22 protein-coding genes and 2 pseudogenes are annotated in these 25999 nt (G+C 71.2%); 12 read left to right on the top strand and 12 right to left on the bottom strand.

What is annotated here, in order from left to right; translation table 11 throughout:
• Positions 1-97: 97 nt before the first annotated feature.
• Positions 98-1693: an MFS transporter gene (locus OG747_RS12345; protein WP_405879365.1), complete on the bottom strand. Its 1596-nt coding sequence runs from the start codon at positions 1691-1693 to the stop codon at positions 98-100.
• Between the two features lie 308 nt (positions 1694-2001).
• Here OG747_RS12345 and panB point away from each other — a divergent pair, with 308 nt between their 5' ends.
• The 3 genes from panB (at position 2002) to OG747_RS12360 (ending at position 5032) form a co-directional block, all read left to right on the top strand.
• A complete protein-coding gene (panB, locus tag OG747_RS12350) occupies positions 2002-2889 on the top strand; it encodes a 3-methyl-2-oxobutanoate hydroxymethyltransferase (RefSeq protein ID WP_405879366.1) in 888 nt (295 codons plus the stop codon).
• A 236-nt stretch (positions 2890-3125) separates the two neighbouring features.
• Positions 3126-4157 carry an ATP-binding cassette domain-containing protein gene (locus OG747_RS12355; RefSeq protein ID WP_405879367.1) on the top strand — a complete coding sequence of 344 codons (1032 nt, stop codon included), beginning with the start codon at positions 3126-3128 and terminating at the stop codon, positions 4155-4157.
• The gene (locus tag OG747_RS12360) at positions 4154-5032 is read left to right on the top strand and encodes an ABC transporter permease (protein ID WP_405879368.1); all 879 of its coding nucleotides are present in this window, start codon (positions 4154-4156) and stop codon (positions 5030-5032) included. The genes OG747_RS12355 and OG747_RS12360 overlap by 4 nt, the downstream gene beginning before the upstream one ends.
• Positions 5033-5069: 37 nt before the next feature.
• Here OG747_RS12360 and OG747_RS12365 read toward each other — a convergent pair whose 3' ends face one another.
• Positions 5070-8423, bottom strand: a complete 3354-nt coding sequence (locus OG747_RS12365; protein ID WP_405879369.1) for an AfsR/SARP family transcriptional regulator — start codon at positions 8421-8423, stop codon at positions 5070-5072.
• A gap of 176 nt (positions 8424-8599) precedes the next feature.
• On the opposite strand from OG747_RS12365, the gene OG747_RS12370 reads away from it, so the two are divergent.
• Positions 8600-9397, top strand: coding sequence for a site-2 protease family protein (locus OG747_RS12370; protein WP_405879370.1), 798 nt, complete (start codon positions 8600-8602; stop codon positions 9395-9397).
• Here OG747_RS12370 and OG747_RS12375 read toward each other — a convergent pair.
• Both OG747_RS12375 and npdG read right to left on the bottom strand, forming a co-directional pair.
• Positions 9390-9557 (bottom strand): hypothetical protein, encoded by a 168-nt coding sequence (locus OG747_RS12375; RefSeq protein WP_405879372.1) that lies wholly within the window; start codon positions 9555-9557, stop codon positions 9390-9392. The genes OG747_RS12370 and OG747_RS12375 overlap by 8 nt on opposite strands.
• A gap of 79 nt (positions 9558-9636) precedes the next feature.
• Positions 9637-10341 carry an NADPH-dependent F420 reductase gene (gene npdG, locus OG747_RS12380; RefSeq protein WP_405879373.1) on the bottom strand — a complete coding sequence of 235 codons (705 nt, stop codon included), beginning with the start codon at positions 10339-10341 and terminating at the stop codon, positions 9637-9639.
• 257 nt (positions 10342-10598) lie between these two features.
• Here npdG and OG747_RS12385 point away from each other — a divergent pair, with 257 nt between their 5' ends.
• Entirely contained in the window at positions 10599-11201 is a 603-nt protein-coding gene (locus OG747_RS12385; RefSeq protein WP_405879374.1) for a hypothetical protein, read from the top strand.
• Positions 11202-11290: 89 nt separating this feature from the next.
• Positions 11291-12652, top strand: coding sequence for an MFS transporter (locus OG747_RS12390; RefSeq protein WP_405879375.1), 1362 nt, complete (start codon positions 11291-11293; stop codon positions 12650-12652).
• A 108-nt stretch (positions 12653-12760) separates the two neighbouring features.
• Here the strand turns inward: OG747_RS12390 and OG747_RS12395 are convergent, their stop codons facing one another.
• On the bottom strand, positions 12761-12994 hold the full coding sequence (locus OG747_RS12395) for a hypothetical protein (protein WP_405879376.1): 234 nt from the start codon (positions 12992-12994) through the stop codon (positions 12761-12763).
• A 58-nt stretch (positions 12995-13052) separates the two neighbouring features.
• Between OG747_RS12395 and map the strand changes: the two genes are divergently transcribed.
• Entirely contained in the window at positions 13053-13910 is an 858-nt protein-coding gene (gene map, locus OG747_RS12400; protein ID WP_405879377.1) for a type I methionyl aminopeptidase, read from the top strand.
• 86 nt (positions 13911-13996) lie between these two features.
• On the opposite strand, the gene OG747_RS12405 is transcribed toward map, so the two are convergent.
• Entirely contained in the window at positions 13997-14644 is a 648-nt protein-coding gene (locus tag OG747_RS12405) for a PhzF family phenazine biosynthesis protein (protein ID WP_405879378.1), read from the bottom strand.
• A 135-nt stretch (positions 14645-14779) separates the two neighbouring features.
• Between OG747_RS12405 and OG747_RS12410 the strand changes: the two are divergent.
• A pseudogene (locus OG747_RS12410) lies at positions 14780-14968 on the top strand (iron transporter); the annotation flags it as partial.
• Complete coding sequence (locus OG747_RS12415) at positions 14916-15977, top strand: hypothetical protein (protein ID WP_405879379.1); 1062 nt, start codon at positions 14916-14918, stop codon at positions 15975-15977. The pseudogene OG747_RS12410 and the gene OG747_RS12415, both read left to right, overlap by 53 nt.
• Positions 15978-16002: 25 nt before the next feature.
• Here OG747_RS12415 and OG747_RS12420 read toward each other — a convergent pair whose 3' ends face one another.
• From OG747_RS12420 to OG747_RS12440, 5 genes are all read right to left on the bottom strand, one after another.
• The gene (locus OG747_RS12420) at positions 16003-16737 is read right to left on the bottom strand and encodes a bifunctional DNA primase/polymerase (RefSeq protein WP_405879380.1); all 735 of its coding nucleotides are present in this window, start codon (positions 16735-16737) and stop codon (positions 16003-16005) included.
• A 218-nt stretch (positions 16738-16955) separates the two neighbouring features.
• Positions 16956-17612: a TetR/AcrR family transcriptional regulator gene (locus OG747_RS12425; protein ID WP_405879381.1), complete on the bottom strand. Its 657-nt coding sequence runs from the start codon at positions 17610-17612 to the stop codon at positions 16956-16958.
• A gap of 126 nt (positions 17613-17738) precedes the next feature.
• The gene (locus OG747_RS12430; RefSeq protein ID WP_405879382.1) at positions 17739-18728 is read right to left on the bottom strand and encodes a small ribosomal subunit Rsm22 family protein; all 990 of its coding nucleotides are present in this window, start codon (positions 18726-18728) and stop codon (positions 17739-17741) included.
• 107 nt (positions 18729-18835) lie between these two features.
• Complete coding sequence (locus tag OG747_RS12435) at positions 18836-20008, bottom strand: serine hydrolase domain-containing protein (RefSeq protein WP_405885519.1); 1173 nt, start codon at positions 20006-20008, stop codon at positions 18836-18838.
• Entirely contained in the window at positions 19963-21339 is a 1377-nt protein-coding gene (locus tag OG747_RS12440) for a multidrug effflux MFS transporter (RefSeq protein WP_405879383.1), read from the bottom strand. The genes OG747_RS12435 and OG747_RS12440 overlap by 46 nt, the downstream gene beginning before the upstream one ends.
• An 88-nt stretch (positions 21340-21427) precedes the next feature.
• On the opposite strand from OG747_RS12440, the gene OG747_RS12445 reads away from it, so the two are divergent.
• Positions 21428-22435: a Gfo/Idh/MocA family protein gene (locus tag OG747_RS12445; protein ID WP_405879384.1), complete on the top strand. Its 1008-nt coding sequence runs from the start codon at positions 21428-21430 to the stop codon at positions 22433-22435.
• Between the two features lie 126 nt (positions 22436-22561).
• Positions 22562-23347 (top strand): SDR family oxidoreductase, encoded by a 786-nt coding sequence (locus OG747_RS12450; RefSeq protein WP_405879385.1) that lies wholly within the window; start codon positions 22562-22564, stop codon positions 23345-23347.
• A gap of 314 nt (positions 23348-23661) precedes the next feature.
• Here OG747_RS12450 and OG747_RS12455 read toward each other — a convergent pair whose 3' ends face one another.
• On the bottom strand, positions 23662-24870 hold the full coding sequence (locus OG747_RS12455) for a D-alanyl-D-alanine carboxypeptidase family protein (protein WP_405879386.1): 1209 nt from the start codon (positions 24868-24870) through the stop codon (positions 23662-23664).
• Positions 24871-25207: 337 nt separating this feature from the next.
• Between OG747_RS12455 and OG747_RS12460 the strand changes: the two are divergent.
• Positions 25208-25984 (top strand): annotated as a pseudogene (locus OG747_RS12460) (ABC transporter permease); the annotation flags it as partial.
• Positions 25985-25999: the final 15 nt, after the last annotated feature.

Here is a 25999-nt window from a genome sequence, read left to right on the forward strand (position 1 = left end):
CGTTCCTTGTCGTGCTACGTGATTCTTCCTGCTCCGCGGCCCGGTACGGCTTGCGGGGCACCCGGTGCCACGGGTGCCCACCGCCGCTCACGCCCGGTCAGTGTTCCGCCGTCGACACCAACTCCGGCTGTTCCCTGTCCGATTGCGGGGCCGGCGGGCGGCCCGGCAGGAAGACGGCCACGATCACGGCGCCGAAGAGCGCGATGCCCGCGCCGCACAGGGCGGTGACGTGCATGGCGTGCAGGAAGGCGTCGTTGGCCGGGGCGATGAGGGCGTTGCCCCGGGGGCCGAGCTTGGCGGCGACGCCGAGGGTGGCCTCGATGGACTCGCCCGCCGTGTGCCGCAGGGCGGCCGGGACGAGGGTGAGCTTGTCCTCGATGCCGGTGCGGTAGGCCGAGGAGAGGACCGAGCCGAGCACCGCGATGCCGAGGGCGCCGCCGACCTGGCGGAAGACGTTGCTGAGGGCGGAGGCGGAGCCCGCCTTCTCGCGCGGCAGGGCCTGCATGATGACGACACTCGTCGGGGTCATGATGTGCGCCATACCGGTGCCCATGAGGAAGAAGATGACTTCCAGGAGCCAGATCGGCGTATCCGACTTCAGGGTGGCGAACGCACCGAGCATCGCGGCGAGCAGCAGCAGGCCTCCCGTGCAGGTGGCCCTGTTGCCGAAGCGGTCGACGACGAGGCGGGCGCGCGGTGCGAAGAAGAGCTGGGCGGCGGCGAGCGGCAGCATCAGCAGGCCGGTCTTCAGCGGCGAGTAGCCGCGCACGCTCTGGGTGTAGAAGACGGAGAAGAAGGTCACGCCCATCAGCGCGAAGAAGACGAGGGCGATGGCGGCGATGGCGGCCGAGAAGACCTTGTTCTTGAAGTAGTCGATGTCGATGGACGGGTGGTCGCTGCGCTTCTCGTAGACGACGAAGAAGACGAGGACGGCGAGTCCGGACCCGATGGTCGCGAGGACCGTCGCGTCGGTGAAGGAGGCCAGCTGGCCGCCCTTGATGATGCCGTAGACGAGCAGGACGAGCCCTATGACGGAGAGGACGACACCGACGGCGTCGACGCGGCCGGGGTTCGGGTCGCGGGAGTCCGGGACGAGCCAGAACATCAGACCGAGGGCGAGGATCACGATCGGCACGTTGATCAGGAAGACCGAGCCCCACCAGAAGTGGGCGAGGAGCACGCCGCCGGTGATCGGGCCGATGGCGATGGCGATGCCGACGCCGCCGGCCCAGATGCCGATCGCCTTGGGCTGCTCGTCACGCTCGAAGACGTTCATGAGGACGGCGAGGGTGGCGGGCATGACGAAGGCGGCGCCGAAGCCCATCACGGCGCGGAAGACGATGAGCTGGACGGGCGAACCGGCTTCCGCCGCCAGCGCCGACCCCGTGCCGAAGACGGCGAGACCGACGAGCAGGATCTTCTTGCGGCCGAGCCGGTCGCCGAGGAGGCCCGCGGTGAAGAGCAGTCCGGCGAAGACGAGGGTGTAGGCGTTTATGGCCCACTCCAGCTCGCTCTGCGTGGCGCCGAGACCGATGGGCGCCGGGGTCGAGATCGTCTTGATCGCGACATTGAGGATCGAGTTGTCGAGGACCACGATCAACAGGCTGAGCATGAGCACGCCGAGAATGGCCCAGCGGCGCCGATGCACCGCTTCGGGCACGCGCCGTTCGGCGTGGGCAGCGGGAATTGTCATGCGACCGAGCCTATCGATATTCGAAACGGGACCGTATCGTATCGTTAATCTTTTACGGAGACCTTACGAAACGACTGCGACCTGGGATCACACCTGGAAGAGCGGCTGGGGGCCGCACGTGGAAGAGTGATGTGGGACCGCACCTACGAGTAGCGCCATGTCTGGTAAGTAGGGCCATACCTAGAAGTAGCGGACGGGAGACGTACGCCGCCCGCCCCGGTCTGGCCCCCGGTGGCACGAGGTGCCACCATGGAGGAGGTCCGGGGACGCCGTCAGGGCGCCTCGAGATGACAGAAGGAGCCGTTGCGATGACGCAGCTTTCGGCTGCCCCGAAGCAGCCTGTCGAGGGTGTGCGGGCGACCACCGACAGCAGCAAGGCGTTGTACGGGGGCAAGAGCACCCGCCGCATCACGGTCCGCGACATCACCGCGGCCAAGGAGCGCGGCGAGAAGTGGCCGATGCTCACCGCGTACGACGCGATGACCGCGTCCGTCTTCGACGAGGCCGGCATCCCGGTCATGCTGGTCGGCGACTCGGCGGGCAACTGCCACCTGGGGTACGAGACGACCGTCCCCGTCACCCTCGACGAGATGACGATGCTGTCCGCCGCGGTCGTCCGGGGCACCAGCCGCGCCCTGATCGTCGGCGACCTGCCCTTCGGGTCGTACCAGGAAGGCCCCGTCCAGGCCCTGCGCTCGGCCACCCGCCTGGTCAAGGAGGCCGGGGTCGGCGCGGTGAAGCTGGAGGGCGGCGAGCGCTCGCACCGCCAGATCGAGCTGCTCGTGGAGTCCGGTATCCCCGTCATGGCGCACGTCGGCCTGACCCCGCAGTCGGTGAACACCATGGGCTACCGCGTCCAGGGCCGCGGCGAGGAGGCCGCCCAGCAGCTGCTGCGCGACGCCAAGGCGGTCCAGGACGCGGGCGCCTTCGCGGTCGTCCTGGAGCTGGTCCCGGCGGAGCTCGCTGCCGAGGTCACCCGCACCCTGCACATCCCGACGGTCGGCATCGGCGCGGGTCCTCAGACCGACGCACAGGTCCTGGTGTGGACCGACATGCTCGGCCTCACCGGCGGCAAGGTGCCGAAGTTCGTGAAGCAGTACGCCGATCTGCGCGAGGTCATGGGCAACGCGGCGCGCGCGTTCGCGGACGACGTCGTCGGCGGAACGTTCCCGCTGGACGAGCACTCCGTCCACTAACCCCACCAGGCCCTACCGGGCGCCATCAGGCGCCATCGGGCCCCATCAGGAACAAGTGAGCCACTGCGGCACCAAGACAACCCGCCGATCTTCCCCCGTCGGCGGGTTGTCGCCGTTCGCGAGCGAACGCCTCGCGGCGATACCTACGAACGCCTGTCGGCGATATATCGGTGAGCGTACGGCGCTGTAGGCGAGCTGTCGGTGGTTTGTCGGTGGGCGCCGGCACCTTGATGGGCATGACGCGAATCGACAAGAACCCCGGCAGCAGCGGCGCCCGCAGCGCCGTCACCGTGCGGGGGCTGGTCAAGCACTACGGCGAGACCAAGGCACTGGACGGCGTGGACCTGAACGTCCGCGAAGGCACCGTCCTCGGTGTGCTGGGTCCCAACGGCGCCGGCAAGACCACCCTCGTGCGCATCCTGTCCACCCTCATCACCCCCGACGCCGGCCAGGCCACCGTCGCCGGCTACGACGTGCTCAAGCAGCCCCGCCAGCTGCGCCGCGTGATCGGCCTGACCGGCCAGTACGCCTCGGTCGACGAGAAGCTCCCGGGCTGGGAGAACCTGTACATGATCGGGCGGCTGCTCGACCTGCCCCGCAAGGACGCCCGCCGCCGCGCCGACGAGCTCCTGGAGCGCTTCTCCCTCACCGAAGCGGCCAAGCGCCCGGCATCGACGTACTCCGGCGGGATGCGCCGCCGCCTCGACCTCGCCGCCTCCATGATCGGCAACCCGTCCGTGCTGTACCTGGACGAGCCGACCACCGGGCTCGACCCGCGCACCCGCAACGAGGTGTGGCACGAGGTCAAGCGGATGGTCGCGGACGGCGCCACCGTGCTGCTCACCACCCAGTACATGGAGGAGGCCGAGCAGTTGGCCTCAGAGCTGACGGTCGTCGACCGCGGCAAGGTCATCGCGAGCGGCCGGATCGACGAGCTGAAGGCGAAGGTCGGCGGCCGTACGCTGCGCGTCCGCCCGCTGGACCCGCTGGAGCTGCGACCGCTGGCCGCGTTCTTCGACGAGCTGGGCCTCACCGGCCTCGCCACGACGACCGTGGACCCCGAGACCGGCACCGTCCTGGTCCCGATCCTCAGCGACGAGCAACTGACCGCCATGGTCGGCGCGGTCGCCGCGCGCGGCATCACGATCGGCTCCATCTCCACCGAACTGCCCAGCCTGGACGAGGTGTTCCTGTCCCTCACCGGCCACAAGGCCAGTGCCCCGCAGGACGAAACCCCCGCCCGCGCCTACGAGGAGGTCTCCGCATGAGTGCCCGCCCGTCGCCCGCCGCCACCCTTCCAAGGAGCGGCTCCGCCGCAGACCTCCCTTCTGTCGCCGAAGCCCCCCTCGCCGCCCAGGGCGACCCCCGTATCTCGCCCCGCGCGCACGCACGCCACATCGGCGCGCTGGTCCGCCGCAATCTGCTGTGGATCCGCCAGGACCCGGAGTCGATGTTCGACGCCGTCCTGATGCCGATCGTCTTCACCCTGCTGTTCGTGTACGTCTTCGGCGGCTCCATCGGGCAGTCGCTCGGCGGCGGGCAGGACAGGTACGTGCAGTACGTGGTGCCCGGTCTGATGGCCATGACGGCGATGAACATCGCCACAGCCGTCGGCACCGGCTTCAACCAGGACTTCCAGACCGGTGTGATGGACCGCTTCCGCACCCTGCCGATCGGCCAGGGCTCCGTACTCTTCGCCAAGATCGTGGTGGAGCTGATGCGGATGCTGGTCGCGACGACGATCCTGCTGGTCGTCGGGGTGCTGGTCGGCTTCGACATCACGAACTGGCCCGGCCTGTTCGCCTCCGTGGGGCTCGCCATGCTCTTCGGCTCGGCCCTGATGTGGATCTTCCTGGTCCTCGGGGTGACGATGAAGAACGCGCAGTCCGTGCAGGCGATGGGCTTCCTGGTCCTGATGCCCCTGCAGTTCGGTTCGTCGATCTTCTCGCCGACCCGGACCATGCCCGGCTGGCTGCGGAACTTCACCGACTACAACCCGCTGTCCGCGCTCGCGGACACCGCACGCGGCCTGATGGTGGGCGGCCCGGTCGCGCACAACCTGTGGGTGACGCTCGCCTGGACGGCGGGGCTCACGGTGGTGATGGCGCCGATCGCCATCCACAAGTTCCGTACCAAGAACTGACGTTCGTCCCCCGGGACACAACAACCCCCGGTCCGCGTCACACGAGGGCGGCGGCCTCCTCCAGGGAGAGCCCGCCGCCCTCGGCGTACGCGGCCTCGTACGTCGCGTCGTCCAGCAGGGCCCGTACGTCGGCCTCGGCCTGGGCGCGCACCTCGTCCTCCATCGGGCCCACGAAGTGGCCGGGCGGCAGCAGATGGTCGGCGGCGCCGAGCAGCACGGCCGCGTCGCGGACGCGGCGGCCGCCGTCCAGGCCGGTGAGGGCGATGGCGGCAATGGTCAGATGCGCGGAGGACAGGTGCGGCGCGATGACCTGCGCCAGCGTCTCGCCCGACCGCGCCAGCGCCTGCCGCACCTTCTCCAGGGCGGTCGTGCCGTGCCCTTCGAGCGCGTCCAGCCAGGCCTCGATGCCCAGCGCGAAGCCGTCGAAGACCACGAACGAGATGGCTTCGAAGTTCGCGCGCAGCAGCCTCACCTGCTCGCGTGCCTCGGCGACCCGGCCGCTGCGGCCCAGCCACATCGCCAGGAAGAGCCGGGAGGCGGGCATGGCCTCGTTGAAGGCGCCCTCGCCCTGCGCCAGGACCTCGCGCAGCAGCCGTTCGCCGCGCTCGGTGTCGCCGGAGTCGATGAGCACGCTGCCCAGCCGGGTGCGGAGCACCGCCGTCTGGGCGTGCGCGCCGAGCCCTTCGGCGTACGTCATCGCGTGCGTGTAGTCCGCGGCGGCGAGCGTGAACTCGCCCCGGCGCTCGTGGGCCTCGCCGCGTGCCGAGAGCGCCTCGGCGGCGCCCCAGGCGTCCTCCAGTCGGGTGAAGAGCTCCAGCGCCTCGTCGGCGTCCCGGGTCGCGTCGCCCGCCCACGTGGCGCGGTTGGCCAGGATGTTGGCGCGCAGCTGGAGGGAGACGGCGAGTTCCCACTCGTAGCCGAGTTCGCGGCAGGTGTGGACGGTCGCGTCGACGACCTCGCGCATCCGCTCCAGGTCGCCGGTCAGGATCACGGCGTAGAACCAGACGTTGCCGGGGTTGCGGCAGGTCTGTGGCAGGCCCGGGCGGTAGGTCTGGCTGATGACGCGCAGTTTCCGCTGGGCCTGCGGGGTCTCCCAGGCTTCCATGTCCATGTCCATGCACGCGAGATGGACGAGGTGGACGCCGCGGCGGGCCTCTTCGAAGACCTCGGGGCGCATCGGCGGCGGGGCGTCCGTGCAGCTCTCCAGGAGCGGGGCGGCCGGCCGTACGGGCTCGGTGAAGGGGTCCGGACCGAGGGCCATGACCTCGCGGGACCAGTGGCGGGCCATCAGCCGCAGGTCGCGCATCTGCCAGTACCAGGCCAGGGAGAGGACCAGGCAGAGCGCCTCCTGCTCGTCGCGGGCGGCGACGGCGTGCTGGAGGGCGGCGCGGATGTTCTCCGACTCGGTCTCCAGCCGTTCGATGGCGGCGCGCTGGCCGGGGCCGCGCAGTTCGAGGTCGGTGGTGCGGGCGAGTTCGCGGTAGTACGTGAGGTGGGCGCGCTCGGCGGCGGGCCGCTGCCCGGACTCGTCGAGCCGCTCGCCCGCGTACTCGCCGACGGTCTCAAGCAGCCGGTAGCGCATCTCGCCGTCCCCCGAAGGGGCGGCCACGACGAGGGACTTGTCGACGAGCGAGCCGAGCGTCTCCAGGGCCGCCGGGCCGCAGACGGCCTCGGCGGCGGCGAGGTCGCAGCCGCCCGCGAAGACGGAGAGCCGGCGCAGGACGTCCCGCTCGTCCTCGTCGAGGAGGTCCCAGGACCAGTCGACGACGGCCCGCAGGGTCTGCTGGCGCGGCAGGACCGTACGGCTGCCGGAGGTCAGCAGCCGGAAGCGGTCGTCGAGCCGGTCGGCGATCTGGCGCGGGGTGAGCATCCGCAGCCGGGCGGCGGCGAGTTCGATGGCCAGCGGCAGCCCGTCGAGCCGTCGGCAGATCTCGGCGGCGGCCGCCGGGTCGTCCTCGATCCTGAAACCGGGCCGCGCGGAGGTTCCCCGGTCGGCGAGCAGCCGCAGCGCGAACGGCTCCGGCAGCGGTTCCACGGGGCGCAGCAACTCCCCCGGTACGCCGAGGGGTTCGCGGCTGGTGGCCAGTACGGTCAGCCCCGGGCAGCGCGCCAACAGCTCCTCGACGACCTGCGCGGCGGCGTCCACGACGTGCTCGCAGTTGTCGAGGACGATCAGCATGCGGCGCTTGGCACAGTGCTCGGCGAGCCGCTGGAGGGGGTCGTCGTGCCGGTCGGCGACGGCCCGCATCTCCTCGGCGCCGGCGCCGCGCAGCACGGTCTCGCGGGCTCCGACGGCGGTGAGTACGGCCTCGGGCACGGCCTTCGGGTCGTCGACGGGCGCGAGTTCGGCGAGCCACACCCCGTCCGGCGCCGTCTCCGCGACGGCCTCCGCCGCCTCCTGCGACAGCCGCGTCTTGCCCGCCCCGCCGGGCCCGAGCAACGTCACCAGCCGCGCCGCCGCGAGGTCCCCCCGGATGGTGTCGATGTCGGCCTGCCGCCCGACGAAGGAGGTGAGCCGGGCGCGGAGGTTGCCGGGGGGTGGGGGTGCGGTCCGGGCATGTCCGGCCGGTGCGGTCAGGGCGCGCCCGGCCGGTACGGGGTGGCTCGCGGTCCCCGCGGGACGGGTTCCCGGGCCCCGGGCGTGCGCCCCATCGCCGTCTTCGGCCGGGTGGAGCAACTCCGCGTGCAGGGCCCGCAGTTCGGGACCGGGGTCGGAGCCCAGGCGGTCGGCCAGCAGCTCCCGTACGGACTCGTACGCGGCGAGGGCCTCGGCGGGGCGGCCGGCGTCGCGCAGAGCGCGCAGGCGCAGCACGTGGAGCGGCTCGTCCAGGGGGTGGAGGTCGCACAGGGCGGTGAGCTCGGGCAGGGACGGCTCGGCGTGGCCCAGGGCGAGGGCGGCGCCGAGGCGGGCGCGGCGTACGTCGAGGCGGCGGGTCTCCCAGCGGGCCGACTCGGCGGTACGGTCCGGGAGGTCGGCGAGGGCCGGGCCGCGCCACAGGGCGAGGGCGTCGTCGAGGGCCACGGCCGCCTTCGCGGGGTCGCCGTCGGCGAGCGCGCGGGTGCCCTCGTCCGCGAGCCGCTCGAAACGGTGCAGGTCGATGTCGTCAGCGGTCGCGGTGAGCCGATAGCCCCCCTCCACCGAGTCCACCGCGTCCGGACCGAGTGCCCGGCGCAGCCGCCCGACCAGCGCCTGCAGCGCACCGCTCGCGTCGGCGGGCGGATCGCCGTCCCACACCTCCTCCACCAGCACGGCCGCGGGCAGGGTCCGGCCCGGCCGCAGCGCGAGCACGGTCAGCAGGGCACGCAGCCGCGCCCCGCCGACCGCGACGGGCGTGCCGTCGGGGCGGAGAGCCTGGGTGGTTCCGAGGATGCGGTAGCGCACGGGGTTCATTGTCTCCGGTGGCGTGGCGTCGGGTACGGGGCTCGGGTACGGGGCTCGGGTACGGGGAGTTCGACCGGAGGAGCCCCACCTTCTCCGGAACCAATGGCCGATCGCGAGACGTTTTCCCTGTGCGCCCGGTACGGTCGGGCAGGCCCAGCACCATGCGTACCAGTTCAGGGAGCCCCATGACCACCGCCGCGTCCCCTCGCAGCGACCGAAGAATCAGCCCCGTCTTCGTCGGGATCGTGGCCGTGATGGCGGTGACGGGCTGGGCGACCTGGACCGGGTTCGCCGAGGAGCCCGGCGTGGCCGTGTTCCTCTTCGTCACCGCCGCGTGGATCGTCTCGCTGTGTCTGCACGAGTACGCGCACGCGCGCACCGCCCTGCACAGCGGCGACATCACCGTCGGAGCGAAGGGGTACCTGAGCCTCAATCCTCTCGCCTATACGCACGCCCTGCTCAGCATCGTGCTCCCCGTGCTCTTCGTGATCATGGGCGGTATCGGTCTGCCCGGCGGAGCGGTCTTCATCGAGCGGGGCCGTATCCAGGGCCGCTGGAAGCACAGCCTGATCTCGGCGGCGGGGCCGCTGACGAACGTGCTGTTCGCCGCCGTGTGCACCGCGCCGTTCTGGCTGCACGCCCTGGACGGCGTGCCGCGGGACTTCCAGTTCGCGCTGGCGTTCCTCGCGCTGCTGCAGGTCACGGCCGCGATACTGAACTTCCTGCCGGTGCCGGGCCTTGACGGCTACGGCGTGATCGAGCCCTGGCTGTCGTACAACGTCAAGCGCCAGGTGGAGCCGTTCGCGCCGTTCGGCCTGCTGTTCGTGTTCGCGGTGCTGTGGATCCCGTCGGTGAACTCGGCGTTCTTCGACGTGATCCACTCGATCCTGAGCAGCCTGGGGATCGACGAGATCCAGACGTACTGCGGTCAGGAGTTCTACCGCTTCTGGCAGGGCACCAACGAGTTCTGCGCGGTCAGCTGACGGACTTGCCGCGTCGCGCGTAGTACCAGGTCATGTTGGACGAAAGACCGGCCAGCAGCACCCACACGATCCCCAGCCAGTTGCCCTCGACGAAGGAGACGACGGCCGCGGCGACGGAGAGAAGGCACACGGCGAGGGCGTAGAGGGCGAGGCGGGGCATGGGGTTCGGCTCCTGTCGGGGGGACACTGCTTGTCACCAGTGTCCCCCATGTCTCCCGTGCGACTGGTAAGTCCACGACTTATACGTCGGTCACCCGCAGGCCCGCGTGGGCCTTGTAGCGCCGGTTCACGGAGATCAGGTTCGCGACCAGCGACTCGACCTGGTGGGCGTTGCGCAGCCGGCCCGCGAAGACGCCGCGCATGCCGGGGATGCGTCCGGCGAGCGCCTGCACGATCTCGACATCCGCACGCTCCTCGCCGAGGACCATCACATCGGTGTCGATCTCGTCGATCTCCGGGTCCTCGAGGAGGACGGCGGACAGGTGGTGGAAGGCGGCCGTGACGCGCGAGTCCGGCAGCAGGAGGGCGGCCTGCTCGGCGGCGCTGCCCTCCTCCGGCTTCAGGGCGTACGCGCCCTTCTTGTCGAAGCCGAGCGGGTTGACGCAGTCGACGACGAGCTTGCCGGCCAGTTCCTCGCGCAGGGACTCCAGGGTCTTGCCGTGCCCGTCCCACGGTACGGCGACGATCACGAGGTCGCTGCGGCGCGCGCACTCGGCGTTGTCGGCGCCCTCGACACCGTGGCCCAGCTCCTCGGCGGCGGCCTGCGCGCGTTCCGCCGCACGCGAACCGATGATCACCTTCTGGCCGGCCTTGGCGAGCCGGTAGGCCAGGCCCTTGCCCTGGGGGCCGGTGCCGCCGAGCACGCCGACGACGAGCCCGGACACGTCGGGAAGGTCCCAGGGGTCCTTCGCGGGGGCCTTCTGTGCACTGTCAGTAGAGGTCATGGGCCGACTTTACGTGCGTGGCCCGTGCGTCGGTGGCTCAGGTGAGGGCGGTCACGGGGATACGGCGGAAGGCGATCGTCTCGTACGCGCGAAGATCGCCCAGACTTCGCGGCCCGCGTGGAAGGGGGTGCTGGTGACCACGCTTGTTGCTGTGGTTGTTCCGGTTGTTTCCGTCATGCGCCGGGGTCTGCCCCACTTGGGCGAATTCATGGCGAACTCCGCCTGATCAGTTGCCAGTTGCGGCAGTATGCGTGCGCATGGATGCCGTACGGGTCGCGTTGTTGCGCGAAGTCCTCGCCGGGACCGAGTGGCTGGGGGCCACGCGACGGTTCGCGGGGGGCCTGCGCGGGTCCGTGGTGTCGTACGGGGGCGGGCTGCTGCTCGTGGGTACGGCGGAGTACGAGCCGTGGCATCTGGCCGCGCACCTGGTGGACGAGGCGGCCTGGTCGGGCACGCCGGAACTGTCGCCGACGCTGGTACGGCACGGGGCGCGCGCCTCGGACCCGACCCACCTCGCCGTGGGCCTCGGCCGGATCGAGGCGGCGCGGCGCGGGGAGACGCTGCTCGTGGTGTCGCCCTCCGCGCCCGGGGCGCCGCTCCTGGAGCGGATCCACGACGCCCGGCGGGCCGGGGCGACCGTGCTGGCGCTCGACGCCGGGGACCGCGAGCTGGGGGCGATGGCGCACGAGTCCCTGACCGTGCCGCCGGATCAGGAACTCGACCTCGACACCGTGCAGCACCTCGTCAGCGCGGCGGCCGGGGAGAACTCCCTGCCCTCGCCGCGGGGGCGTCGCCGGTTCCGCGACCGGCTCTCCCGGCTCGCGGACCAGCTGACGGCCCCGCCGGCGGCGAGGTGGTAGGCCACGGCGAGGGACGAGGTGGATGAGGTGGATCGGTCGGCGGAAAAGCAGTTGCCGCCGAGGAAGGCAGCCGCTCAGCATGACCCGTCGTGACCGACGACTCCCCCGTACCCACGGCCGCGCTGCCCGCGCCCGCTGAACCCGCTGAACCCGCCGCCCGTGCGCGGCCGCGGTCGCTGCTCCCCGATCTCGCGCCCTGGCGGGCCTCGGCCGACTTCCGGCGGCTGTGGCTGGCCGGGCTGATCACCAACTTCGGCAGCTTTCTGACCTTCGTCGCGCTACCGGTGCAGTTGAAGGTGCTGACCGGGTCCGTGGTGGCCGTCGGAGCGATCGGCGCCGTCGAACTCGTACCGCTGATCGTCTTCGGGCTGTACGGCGGGGCGCTGGCCGACGCCCTGGACAAGCGGAAGCTGATCCTCTACACGGAGGCCGGGCAGGGGCTGCTGTGCTGCGGGCTGCTGCTCAACGCGCTGCTGCCGCATCCGGCGGTGTGGCCGCTGTACGTGGTCGCCGCGCTCTCCTCCGCGCTCGGGGCGATCCAGCGGCCCGCGCTGGACTCGCTCACGCCGCGGATCGTGGCGCACGAGCACCTGCCGGCCGCGGCCTCGCTCAACTCCCTGCGCTGGACGGTCGGCGGCGTCGCGGGCCCGGCCCTCGCGGGGGTCGTCGTGGCGTACGCCGGGCTCGGCTGGGCGTACGCCGTGGACCTGGTGACCTTCGTGGTCTCGGTGGTGCTGATCGCCGGGCTCGCCGCGTCGCCGGCCGCGCACGAGGCCGCGAAGCCGTCGCTGCGGTCCATCGCGGAGGGCGCGCGGTACGCGTGGAGCCGCAAGGAGCTCCTCGGTACGTACGCCATCGACCTCGCCGCGATGTTCTTCGCGATGCCGCTCGCCTTGCTGCCGTTCCTCGCGGACGAGCTCGACGCCGAGTGGTCGCTCGGGTTGATGTACGCGGCGATTCCGGCCGGGTCGATGCTCGTGACGCTGACCAGCGGGTGGACCTCGCGCATTCACCGGCACGGGCGGATGGTGGTCCTCGCGGCGGCGTGCTGGGGGCTCGCCATGGTGGCCGCGGGGGCCGTGGACAACGTATGGCTGGTGCTGCTGTTCCTCGTCCTCGGCGGCTGCTTCGACATGATCAGCGGGATCTTCCGGGGTGCGATGTGGGACCAGACGATTCCGGACGAGCTGCGGGGGCGGCTGGCCGGGATCGAGCTGCTCTCGTACTCGGTGGGGCCGCAGCTGGGGCAGGTGCGGGTGGGCGGGATGGCGGCGTGGACCGGGGTGCGGGCGTCGATCTGGGCGGGGGGTGTGATGTGCGTGGGGGCGGTGGGGGTGTTGGCGCTGTGTCTGCCGGGGCTGATGACGTACGACGTACGGACGAATGAGCACGCGGTACGGATGCGCTCCGCTCGGGGTCAGGGTTTGATTTCCCACCCGCACCACCCGTAACGGTTACTTGGGTGGTGCGGGTCTCCTGAGGGGGGTGGCCACCGTCGGCGCCTGCGGGTCGTCACGTCCCAGTGCCCCAGTGCCCCTGCGCCCCTGCGCCCCTGCGCCTCAGTCGTCGTCCTCCGGGCCCGGGCCCGTCGCGTCGTGCCACTTGGGGTCCGTTTCCCACTCGAGGTTGCGCTCCTGGGCGGTCTCCATCGCGTGTTCGGCCTCCTCACGGGTGGCGTACGGGCCGAAGCGGTCCTTCGCGGGGCACTCGGGGCCTTCCTCGACCTTCTGGTGGACGAGGCAGTAGTACCACTCGCCGGGCTTCCCGACGGTCCGCTTCTTGAAGAGGGCCATGACCGGCTCCTTTCGCCACGGACATGGTCCCCCATGCCCGCTGGTTAGACTCGCTGACATGTCTGGCCAGTCGCTGCTCGTACCAGGAGAGCTCTCTCCCACCCGTCCCGTCCCGGGAAACATCAGGCGCCCCGAGTACGTGGGCAAGCCCGCCCCCACGCCGTACACCGGTCCGGAGGTGCAGACCCCCGAGACGATCGAGGCGATGCGGATCGCCGGGCGGATCGCCGCGCAGGCGATGGCCGAGGCGGCCAAGCTGATCGCGCCGGGCGTGACGACGGACGAGCTGGACCGGGTCGCGCACACCTACATGTGCGACCACGGCGCCTACCCGTCCACCCTCGGTTACCGCGGTTTCCCCAAGTCCCTGTGCACCTCCGTCAACGAGGTCATCTGCCACGGCATCCCCGACTCCACGGTGCTGCGGGACGGCGACATCATCAACCTCGATGTGACGGCGTACATCGGCGGCGTCCACGGCGACAACAACGCCACGTACCTCGTCGGGGACGTCGACGACGAGTCCAGGCTTCTCGTCGAGCGGACCCGCGAGTCCCTCAACCGCGCGATCAAGGCGGTCAAGCCGGGCCGGCAGATCAACATCATCGGCCGCGTGATCGAGTCGTACGCCAAGCGGTTCGGGTACGGGGTCGTACGGGACTTCACGGGGCACGGGATCAACTCCTCGTTCCACTCCGGGCTGATCGTTCCGCACTACGACAGCCCGCACGCGACGACCGTCATCCAGCCCGGCATGACCTTCACGATCGAGCCGATGCTCACGCTCGGTACGCACGACTACGACATGTGGGACGACGGGTGGACCGTCGTGACGAAGGACCGCAAGCGGACGGCACAGTTCGAACACACGCTGGTCGTCACGGAGATCGGCGCGGAGATCCTCACCCTCCCTTAGCCCTCCCGTAGCCGTACTCGCGTTCGAAGCCCGCCCTTTCCGCAGGGCGGGCCATTTCGTGGTCCGGCGGGGCGAAGTCCCGGTGTTCAGGCCCGTAGCAGCCGCACCCGGCCCCCCACCTCGACCCACCCGCCCGGCTGTGGTGCCGTGAGGATCTGGGAGCCGGCGCCCTGGACGATGTTCAGGGCGCGCCCCAGCCGGTCGGTGAGCAGCAGCGCCGCCGCCCCCGTGGCCTCGTCCTCCGCGATGCCGTCGTCCCGCCCGGGGAAGCCGCGGGCCCGCACGCGCCCGGCCGGCTCGTCCTCCCAGGCCCAGGCGTACACCCACTCCCCCGGCGCCGGCACGGCCAGCGCGTCGACCTCGGCGGCGGACCCGTACTGCCGCAGGGTACGTGCCGGCGCCCACTCCGCCCGCGCCTCGATCCAGCTGAACTCCCCGTCCAGCCGCACCCCCACCACCCCGGCGGGCGTGACGAGTTCGGGTACGTCGAGCAGCCACCCCACTCCGACACACGGATGCCCGGCGAACGGCAGCCGCAGCGTCGGCGTGTAGATGTCGACGACCCCGCGCTCGGGGTCGTCGACGAACACGGTCTCGCTGAACCCGAGCTTCGCGGCGAACGCCTGCCGCTCCTCGGGATCGGGCATCACCGAACCCTCGCGCACCACACCGAGCTCGTTGCCGTGTCCGCCACCGGGCCCGCAGAAGACACGCAGTACGTCGAAATCAGTCACTCGCGCATTCAAACATCACCCGCGCCGCGAGGTCGCGTCCACCGTGCGCCGCCAGGCCTTCTCGTTGACCAAGCCAATCGCCGCACCGTCGGAGACCCTGCCTCCCCGGTATGAAGGGCCACGGCATCCGCCAGAAAGGGCGTGCTCAACTTCCAGCCCGATCCGACCGTCCTTCAGGTCACGGTGTGGGCGCTGTACTTGGTCCCGACACTCGCGATCTTCCTCGCCCCGGTAGGGTTCGCCTCCGGGAAGGGGAAGGTGAAGGCACCTGATGAGCAGGGATCGCACGGATCACAGCCCTCGGAGGCTTCGGAGGCTTCGTAGGCCTCGCAGTCGTGGACTTTACGGCCGCGGACTCAACGGTCTGAACCGATTCGCCCTGGCAACGGGTGCGGTGACCGTTCTGTCCTTGACGGCGAGCGGCTGTGTGGTGGTGCACGGGGAGCGGGAGGTCGTACCGACGGCGACACGGACCGAGGCCGCCCGCGCCCTCAAGGACTTCACCACCGCGTACAACAAGGCGGACAAGGCCAACGACCGCTCGCTGGACGCGGACCGGGTCGCCGGTGCCCTCGGTGACATCGACGGCGCGAAGCTGACGGCCGGGCAGAAGAACAACCCGGGCGGCAATCCGGCGTATTCGCCGCTGACGCTGACCGACGCCAAGTTCGCCATACCCGAGAAGGCGGGCTGGCCGCGCTGGTTCGTCGCCGACACCGCGGCCAACAAGGGCGTGGCGGGCTACCGTTGGCTGCTCGTCTTCACCCGGGGCAGCGCGAACGACGTCTGGCAGGCCTCGTATCTGACCGTCCTCGCCGCGGCCGACGTACCGAAGTTCCAGCAGGACAAGGACGGCTGGGCGCAGCCCGTCACGGCGGACGACGCGGCCCTCGCGGTCGAGCCGCGCAAGCTGAGCCTGTCGTACACGACGTATCTGCAGAGCGGCGGCGAAACCTTCGCCCCGGGCCTGCACACCTCGCAGTGGCGGACCCAGCGCACGCAGAGCGCGAGCAAGCCGGGGCTCGCCCGGCAGTACATCGACGAGCCGCTGACCTCGGGCGACTACGCCCCGGTGGGCCTGCGCACCACGAACGGCGGTGCGTTGGTGTTCTTCACCACGCGGCGCTACGAGAAGCAGACCGCCGCGCCGGGCACCGTGATCCCGGCCCCCAGCGCGGACGTCAAGGCCCTGACCACCGGTGACATCAAGCAGTCCCTGACCCTGGAGTTCGTCTCCAACCAGGCGGCCCTGGACCCCGGGAAGGGTACGGCGGACCAGCGGGTGGCGGTACTGGGCCGGATCGAGGGACTGACGGGAGCGAAGGGCGAGTAACCGGGCGTGATCCGAACGGCAGGCGCTAGCCCCGGTGGGGCCAGGACGCCAGTTGGCCGGACTCGTCCTCGCCCGCGTAACGGGCGCAGGCGTCCGTCAGGGCCTCCAGGAGGCTCAGGGGGTCGGGGAGCGGGTGTTCCGGGCCCCGCACCCAGTCGACCGTCAGGTCACCGGGGAGCTGGGCCGGCGGCACGAGGACGTACGAACCGCGGCAGTGCCAGCGCAGACCGGGGTGCTCGTCCGTCGTCTCGGGGTGCGAGTCCAGCTCGCAGGGCCACCACTCGTCCTCGTCCTCGGGCGTGCCGCGCGTGAGCGTGAAGAAGAACATGCGTCCGTCGCCGCTCTCGGCGACGGGCCCGACCTCGACCCCGGAGGCGAGCAGCCGCTCCAGCGCCTCGCGGCCCGCGTCGATCGGCACGTCGAGGACGTCGTGCACCATGCCGGTCGCGGTGATGAAGTTGGCCTGCGGCTGGTGCCGGACCCACCGCTCGATCTGGGCGCGGTCGGTCGTGGACTGGGTCTGCCAGGCGAAGGAGACGGGGTGGCGCGCGGGGGTGGGACAGCCGATACGGTCACAGGAACAGCGGTAGCCGTAGGGGTACGCGGCCTGCGCGAGCGGCAGCCCCGCGGCGGCAGCGGCGAGCAGCAGGGCCTCACGCCCGCCGTCGGCGGTTTCCACGGTCCCCTTCTGCCGGCGACCGCGCAGCCACTGGGAGATCTTGCCCTGCGCGCCGGAGCGGCGGCCGAACTCTGTGCTCATCTATCCCCTCGCCTAGCAGTTGTGCCGACAGCGGTTGTGTGAGGTGGTCGTGTCAGGCGGTTGCGTCAGACAGTTGTGTCAGGCGGTTGTGTCCGTCGCCTGCAACTGCCTTCAACCGCCTTCAACCGTGTTCAACAACCCCTATGGTCCCACCATCCCGCGCCCCGGGTGGACAGAGCCCCCGTCCGGAGTGGCTGGGGTGAGTGTTTTGATGTGTTTCATCCCCGTGGGGCAAGCCCGTACAGCGCGTAGTCGACCAGTGTGTCCGTGTAGGCGTACGAGATCGGGCCGGTGCGCTGGAGCCAGCGCTGGGCGAGCGGGGAGACGAAGAGTTCCAGGGCGATACGGGGGTCGATGTCGGGCCGCAGGTCGCCCTTGTCCTGGGCGGACCGCAGCCGCGTCACATACAGCTGGAGCTGGGGTTCGAGGAGCCCCGCCACGAACTCGGCGCCGAGCGGTTCGTTGACGACGCCCTCGGCGGCCAGGGCGCGCGAGGGGATCTCGAACCTGGGGTTCAGGAGTTCGTCGACGGTGACACGCAGAACCTGCTTGAGGTCGGTCGCGAGGTCGCCGGTGTCCGGAATCTCATACGGCGCCCGGCCCGCCTGCCGGGCGGCCTGCTCACCGAGGTCCATGAAGGCGTCCAGGAGCACCGCGGCCTTCGAGGACCACCACCGGTAGATCGTCTGCTTGCCGACTCCCGCGCGGGCGGCGATGCCCTCGATCGTGGTCTTGGGGTAGCCGACCTCACCGACGAGGGCGAGGGCGGCGTCGAAGATCGCGCGACGGGACTTCTCGCTGCGGCGGGTGGAGTCGGGGGTGGGTTTGGCGGGGGGCCTGGCGGATTCGGAGGACTGGTTGGGGTTCGGGACCATGGGGTGAATTCAACAGGGCAGCAAGACGGTACTTCTCGCCGCGCGCCTACGGCAGTGGAGAGGGCGCGGGTCCGGTGGTTTCGCCCCCGCCGCCCTGTCCGCGTGTGCCGGAGGTCGCGGAACGGCTCAGCCGGACCGGGGCGGCCACTCGTCGCCCCAGTCCGCGTCGCGGGCCGCCTTGTACAGCGGGCCGTGACGTTTGGTCACCGTCTCGCGGTGCAGGGACTCGTCGGGTCCGCACAGGTCCAGGAGCACCTGGCCCTTGCGGATCTGCGGCTTGCGTACGACGCGGGAGGGAGCCGGGGTCGCGGGGAAGCGGGTGGCGGCGACGTAGCTGAACTTCTCGTCCTCGTAGGGCAGGGAGCCGCCCTTGACCTGCCGGTGCAGGGAGGAACGCGCGACCCGGGCGGAGAAGTGGCACCAGTCCTCGCCGGGGACGATCGGGCAGGCCGCGCTGTGCGGGCAGGGGGCGGCGACGTGGAAGCCGGCGCCGATCAGGCGATCCCGCGCCTCGATGACGCGCGCGTAGCCGTCGGGCGTGCCGGGCTCGATGATCACGACGGCCTGGGCGGCGGCCGCCGCGGCGGTCACGACGGAGGCGCGGTCGGCGTCGGTGAGCTCGCCGAGGACGTAGGAGATCGTGACGAGATCAGTGCTCTCGATGGTGAGCGCCGCTCCGATACGAGAGCGGTGCCACTGCGCGGACTTCAGCTCCGGGTTGGCCGCGGCGATCTCCCGGCCCAGTGCGAGCGCGGGCTCGGCCCAGTCGAGCACGGTGACGGGGCGGGCGCCCTCCCAGGTCGCGTTCACCGCCCAGGTCGCCGCGCCGGTGCCACCGCCGACATCCACATGACTCCCCGGCCCCCATCCGGGCACGGCATCCGCGAACGCCTCCAGCGCCGCGCGCACCGCCTCGAACGTCGCCGGCATCCGGTACGCGGCGTACGCGACCACGTCGGAGCGGTCGCGGAGGATGGGAGCGTGGGTCGGGGTGGTTCCCCGGTAGTTCGCGATCAGCCGGTCGACGGCCTGAGTGGCTGCCTTCGGCGGGAGGCCGTCGAGGAGCCCGGCGAGGGCGGTCCGCAGGGTCTCGGCGGGGGAAACGGAGACGTTCACTCGGTGATTCTACGGTTGGCGACGCGGGGTTCTCGCCCCCGCCGCCCCTCCGCCCTGCCTCCGCCCTGCCTCCGCCCTGCCGCCCCCCAGCCGACGAACCCCCGAGCTCAAGCGCCCCGTACCGCCCGTGCCAGCCTTGTGCCCGCCTCCGCTCTCGGCCCGCTGTCACCCACCCTCCGTCGCGGATGGACCGTGTTCGCCAGCAGTACCAGGAACGTGTCCGTCGCGCGGTCCAGTACCAGCGACGTACCCGTGAAGCCCGTATGCCCCGCGGCCCCGTGCCCGGCGAGGGCGCCCATGAACCAGGGCTGGTCGACGGCGAAGCCAAGGCCCGGCGGGGTGAGCATCAGCTCGACGAAGTCGGGGCCGAGGATGCGGGCGGTGCCATAGGAGCCGCCCGCGAGGAGGGTGCGGCAGAAGACGGCGAGGTCGTGGGCCGTGGAGAAGAGGCCCGCGTGCCCGGCCACCCCGCCGAGCGCCCACGCGTTCTCGTCGTGGACGACCCCCCGCAGCATCCCCCGGTCCGCCTTGGCCCACGGCCGCCGCTGGTCCTCGGTCGCCGCCGCCTCCGGGCACGGCCCGAAGCAGGTGGCCGTCATCCCGAGCGGCCGGGTGATCCCGTCGCGGATGAGGACGTCCAGCGTGCGGCCGGTGACGCGTTCCAGGACGTACTGGAGGAGGAGTGGGTTCAGGTCCGAGTACAGGTACTCGCCCGGTTCGGACGAGGGGGGCTCGGCGCGGAGGAGCGCGCGGCGGGCCGCGTCGTCCGGACAGTCGTACAGCGGGAGTTCGGGCCGCAGCCCCGAGGTGTGCGTGAGCAGCTGTCGTACGGTGATGTCGTGGGCCGAGGCCGCGCGGAACTCCGGCAGATACGCCCCCACCCGCGCGTCCATGCCCAACGTGCCCCGCTCCAGCTGCTGCACCGCGGCGACCGCTGTGAACAGCTTGGTGAGGGAGGCCAGGTCGAAGGGGGTGCGCACGGTCATCGGCAGCCGCGCCCCGGACGGCAGTTCGACCCCGGTGTCGGTCTTCTCGTCGTACGAGGCGTAGCGCACCGCCCAGCCCGCCGCCTCCTCGACGGCGATGACCGGGCCCCGTCCGGCGACCAGGACGACGCCCGCCGTCCAGGGGCGCTGCCCACGGGTGAGCGTGCGGACGTCCCGTACGAGGTGGCGCAGTTCCGTCGGGTCGAGTCCGGCCCGTTCCGGTGTGTCGACACGCAGTCTCGGTGCGCTCAGCTGTCCGCCGCCCTTCCGTCCACTGTGTGGCCCGACTGCCAGGGACGGCACAGTCCCACGAAGCAGGCGATGGCCACCAGTACCGCGGCCAGTTGGACGATGGCCATCGGGACGGCGGTGTGCTCCCCGGCGATGCCGACGAGCGGTGAGGCGATCGCGCCGATGAGGAAGGAGGAGGTGCCGAGCAGCGCGGACGCGGAGCCCGCCGCGTGCCGCACCCGCATCAGGGCGAGCGCCTGGGTGTTGGGCAGGGCGAGGCCCATGGCGGACATGAGGACGAAGAGGGCGGCGGCCACCGGGACGAGCCCTGCCTTGCCGAAGACGCCGGTGGAGAGGAGGAGCAGCGCGGTCGCGGCGAGGGCGATGAGCGCGAGGCCGACGGCGAGGACCTTGTCGAGGCTGACCCGGCCGACCAGGATCTTGCCGTTGATCTGGCCGACGAGCACCAGGCCGACGGAGTTGACGCCGAAGAGCAGGCTGAAGGTCTGCGGGGAGGCGCCGTAGATCTCCTGGACGACGTACGGAGAGGCGGAGATGTACGCGAACAGCGCCGCGAAGGCGAACCCGCCCGCCAGGGTGTAGCCGAGGAAGGCCCGGTCCGCGAGCAGTTCGCGCATGGCGCGCAGCGCCGCGCCGACCCCGCCGCCGTGGCGCTGCGCGGGCTTGAGGGTCTCGGGGAGCTTCGTCCGGACGAGCACGGTGAGCGCGATGCCGACCACGGTGAGGAGGACGAACACGCCCCGCCAGTCGGTGGCGCGCAGGATCTGGCCCCCGATGAGGGGCGCGACGACCGGGGCGACGCCGGAGATCAGCATGAGGGTGGAGAAGAAACGGGCCATCGCCATGCCGTCGTACAGGTCCCGGACCACGGCCCGGGCGATCACGATGCCCGCCGCGCCCGCGAGGCCCTGCGCGAGGCGGAAGACGACGAGGAGCTCGACGTCGGGGGCGACGGCGCACAGGACGGTGGCGAGGACGTAGACGACGAGGCCGACCAGGAGCGGACGCCTGCGGCCCCACTTGTCGCTCATCGGTCCGACGACGAGCTGGCCGAACGCCATGCCCGCGAGGCACGCGGTCAGCGTGAGCTGGACGGTCGCGGCGGGCGCGTGCAGGGAGCGCGTGACCTCCGGCAGCGCCGGGAGGTACATGTCCATGGACAGCGGGGGCGTGGCGGTGAGCCCGCCGAGGATCAGGGTGACGAGGAGTCCGGTACGGCGGAGGGCGCCGGGGGCTGGCGCCGCGGTAGCCGCTTTCGACAGGGCAGCGGACTCCGGTTCGGCGACCGCCGCCGAAACGTCGGCGACCGCCGCGTTCGGTATGTGCCCGTCCGGGCCTTCCTGATCCCGCCTGGTGCGCCCGCGCTCAGGCATGAGCCCCTCCCTCTCCGAGTGATCCGCCACCTATGCTCTCAGTTCGAACGGGGTGTTCGGGGTCACAGAGCGAGGGGCGGGGCCGGGGATGACGGGCGCGGGCGAGCGGGTGCGGTGGGGGATTCTGGCGACCGGCGGGATCGCCGCGGCCTTCACGGCGGATCTGGTGGACATGCCGGACGCCGAGGTGGTGGCCGTGGCCTCGCGGACGGACGCCTCGGCGAAGGCGTTCGCGGAGCGGTTCGGGATACCCCGGGCGTACGGGAACTGGGCGTCGCTCGCGGCGGACGAGGACGTCGACGTCGTGTACGTCGCCACTCCGCACTCGGCGCACCGGGCCGCTGCCGGGATGTGTCTGGAGGCAGGGCGCCATGTGCTGTGCGAGAAGGCGTTCACGCTGAACGTGCGCGAGGCGGAGGAGCTCGTCGCGCTGGCGAAGGAGCACGACCGGTTCCTGATGGAGGCCATGTGGATGTACTGCAATCCACTGGTCCGTCGGCTCAAGGGGCTCGTCGACGACGGTGTGATCGGTGAAGTCCGCACGATTCAGGCCGACTTCGGGATCAATGGCCCCTTCCCGCCGTCGCACCGGCTGCGCGACCCCGCGCAGGGCGGCGGCGCCCTTCTCGACCTCGGTGTCTACCCGGTGTCGTTCGCGCAGTTGCTGCTCGGGGAGCCCTCGGGCATCACGGCGAGAGCGGTGCTCTCGGACGAGGGCGTCGATCTCCAGACGGGAGCACTGCTCACCTGGGAGAGCGGTGCTCTCGCTTCGGTGCACTGCTCCGTCAATGGCGGCACCCCCGTCTCCGCCTCCGTCACCGGCTCCGAGGGCCGGATCGACATCCCGGGCGGCTTCTTCTTCCCGGACCGGCTCGTACTGCACCGCGACGGCCGCGACCCCGAGGAGTTCACGGCCGACCCGGCGCACGGCCCCCGCACCAGCTTCAGGCACGAGGCCGCCGAGGTGATGCGCGCGCTGCGGGCCGGTGAGAAGGAGTCGCGGCTCGTCCCCCTCGACGGCAGCCTCGCCGTGATGCGGACGCTCGACGCGATCCGGGACCAGATCGGCGTCCGCTACCCCGGAGAGACCAACTGATCCGGCTTGGTACGGCGGCCCCTCCCGTACGGACGAATGTGACACTTGCGCGGCGAGTGTCACATTCCCGCGGCCGACCCCCCGGCCGCGGCGGATGCGCCAACAGCGTCCGTACGCTGCGGTCCCATGAATGCCATCAACGACTCGGACGCCATGACTGCCGCGCAGACGAAGATCGCGGTGGTGACCGGAGCGGGCTCCGGCATCGGCCGCGCCGCCGCCGTCGAACTGCTGCGCACCGGCTGGTCGGTGGCGCTGGCCGGACGCAGGACCGAGGCGCTGGAGGAGACGGCGGCGCTCGTGCCCGAGGGACCCTCGGTCGTCGTACGCACCGATGTCTCCCGTCCCGACGGCGTGGCCGCCCTGTTCGCCGCCGTGCGAGAGCGGTTCGGGCGGCTGGACCTGCTCTTCAACAACGCGGGTACGTCCGGACCGCGCGGCGTCCCGCTGGAGGAGCTGCCGTACGAGGCGTGGCTGCACGTCGTGAACACCAACCTCAACGGCGCGTTCCTGTGCGCCCAGGCCGCGTACCGGCAGATGAAGGAGCAGGACCCCCATGGCGGCCGGATCATCAACAACGGCTCGGTCTCGGCGCACACGCCCCGCCCGCAGTCGGTCGCGTACACGGCGACCAAGCACGCACTGACGGGGCTGACCAAGTCGCTGTCCCTGGACGGGCGCCCGTACCGGATCGCCTGCGGTCAGATCGACATCGGCAATGCGGCGACCGACATGACCGAGCGCATGCGGACGGGAACGGCGCAGGCGAACGGGGAGTTGGCGGTCGAGCCGGTGATGGATGTGGCGGACGTGGCGCGCACGGTACGGCACATGGCGGAGCTGCCGTTGGAGGCGAATGTGCAGTTCGCGACGGTACTGGCGACGACGATGCCGTACGTGGGACGCGGCTGAGGCGGCTGAGGCGGCTGAGGACAGCTCGTCAACGACTCATCAACGGCTCAACCTACACAAACGGAAGCTGAACCTCCGTACCGTTCGGGCCGGTGGCGGGCTTATGCTCGTTGCTCCTCCACCATAGCTTCACACTTGGAGTGGGGGACTTCGGTACGACCACGGTCCACACCGAGGGGGGAAGGTGGCAGCCGTTCCGCGGCCCGGGTGGGGGCGGACCTCGCGCGGGACCGCGAGGTGAGCCCAGGGCCACGGAACGGCTGCCCCGATAACAGCACCCAACGGGCCCCAACGGCCACTCCGGGCGGTCCTGGTCAGCCCCGGTGGTCGGCCTCCGGGGACTCGTCCCTCTCCACGCGCCGCCGCCTGCGCCACGCGTACGCCCCGCCCGCGAGCAGCGCGACCGCTCCCCCGGCCCCGCCGACCAGCCCCCACGACGACGAACCGCCGCTCGCGGCCGCCGCGGGCGCCCCGGCGGCGGCCTTCGCCGCCTTCCGGCTGGGTGTCGCGGTGGCACCGCCCTCGCTGAGCGGATCGACCAGGGTGCCCACGGACTGCGCCCGCCCGCCTTCCTTGAATCCCCAGTCGAGCAGCGCGGCCGTCTCCTCGTAGACGCTGCCGCCACCGCTCTTGGGGTGCATCACGGTGACGAGGAGGGTCCGGCCGCCGCGGGTCGCGGCGCCGGTGAAGGTGTTGCCCGCGTTGCTGGTGTAGCCGTTCTTGACGCCGATGAGTCCGTCGTACGCCGGCACGCCCCACGCACCCGTCAGCAGGCGGTCGGTGTTCTGGATCTGGAAGGTCTTCTTGCCGCCGGCCGGGAAGTTCGCGGTCCTGGTGGCGCAGTAGGCGCGGAAGTCGGCGTCGGCGAGGCCGTGCCGGGCGAAGAGCGTCAGGTCGTACGCGGACGAGATCTGCCCCTTGTGGTCGAAGCCGTCGGGGCTGACCACGTGCGTGTCCAGGGCCTGCAGGTCCTCGGCCTTGGCCTGCATCTGCGCGACCGTCTTGGCGAGGCCGCCGTTCATGTGGCTGAGCACATGCACCGCGTCGTTGCCGGAGCGCAGGAAGACGCCGAGCCACAGCTGCTCGACGGTATAGGTGATCCCGGGCTTGACGCCGACCAGGCTGGAGCCCGCGGGTATGTCGGCGAGGTCGGCGTCGGTCACCTTGTGCCGCTCGGTCCGCCCGAAGTTCTTCAGCACGGTGTCCGCGAAGAGCATCTTCAGCGTGGAGGCGGGCGCCAGGTGCGTGTGCGCGTGGTACGAGGCGAGCACCTCGCCGCTCTCGTTGTCGGCGACGAGCCAGGAGCGGGCGGTGAGCCGCTTGGGCAGCCCCAAGGCGCCGCGCACCTGGACGCCGGTGCCGGCGAGCCGCTCACCGCCGATCACGGTAGTAGTGGCGGTGGCTCTGGCGGTGGCGGCGGACGCCGGGGAGGCGGCGGCCAGCGGGACGGCCGCGGCGAGGCCGAGGGCGGCACGACGGGACAACCGAGCGGAACGCGGGGGGACGGGAGAAGAATCGCGCATCCCGGGACCGTACAAAAGGAGTTCGCGACGCCGTACGGCGGGGTCTCGAAGAAGCCGTACGGCGGGGTCCCAAAGAAAGGACACCGCGCTCCCAAAGGCGCGGCAAAGGTACGGCATCGCCCGTGCGCCCGACCGTACCCTGCCCTCAGCACCCCACCCAACAGGGGTTTCCTGGCAATAGCCCCTCCGGACCTTAGGAATCAGCTGTCTTACGGAATATTGATTCCGGACCCCACTTTCTCAGGTCTCACACATCTCTTACTCAGCTCCGCTCAAAGGTTTCTCCATAGCTTGTGGCCGCGCCCACAGCGGGCGCCAAGAACCTTTGGGGAACAGGATGTTTGGCATCTATCTCAAGCGTGAGCTGAGCCGGCGCAAGAAGGCGGCCCTGGTGATCGCCATGGGTCTGGCGCTCGGTATCGCGCTGGTCATCACCGTCAACTCGGTGTCGGCCGGCATGCAGCAGGCTCAGGACAAGGTCCTGAAGTCGCTGTACGGCCTCGGCACCGACATGACGGTGACGAAGGCCCAGGCGGCACCTTCGAGCAACTCCTCCGGCAGACCGAAGTTCGACTTCAACGCCAAGTCGAACAGCTCCACCAAGCAGAGCTCGGACCGCGTGATGACGCAGGGCGGGCAGTCCCTGGCGTCCTCGCTCGTCACCAAGGTCGCCGCGCAGAAGGGCGTGGCGAGCGCGGTGGGCGCGCTGAGCCTGAACGTCACCAAGGTCGACGGCTCCTTCACGCAGGGCACGGCGAAGTCCTCGACCTCCTCGGGGTCCTCGGGGTCCGGCAGTTCCTCCCAGCAGGGCGGCCCCGGCGGCGGCCAGGGCGGCGGCAGCACGGCCGCGCCCCAGGTGCAGGGCGGCGGCGCCTCCTTCGACGTGAACTCGTACTCCGTCTCGGGCGTCGACGTCACCAACCAGGACCTCGGCCCGCTGGCCACCTCGAAGATCACCACGGGCAAGACCTTCACCTCGGCGCAGACCGATGCGAAGGTCGCGGTGCTCAGCAAGTCGTACGCCAAGGAGAACAAGTACACGGTCGGCAAGACCCTCAAGATCTCCGGCACCAAGTACACGATCATCGGTATCGCGACGCCGGACAGCAGTGAACTCTTCTCGGTAACG

The organism is Streptomyces sp. NBC_01384, from assembly GCF_045040035.1.
In the GTDB taxonomy this organism is placed as follows: Bacteria; Actinomycetota; Actinomycetes; order Streptomycetales; family Streptomycetaceae; genus Streptomyces.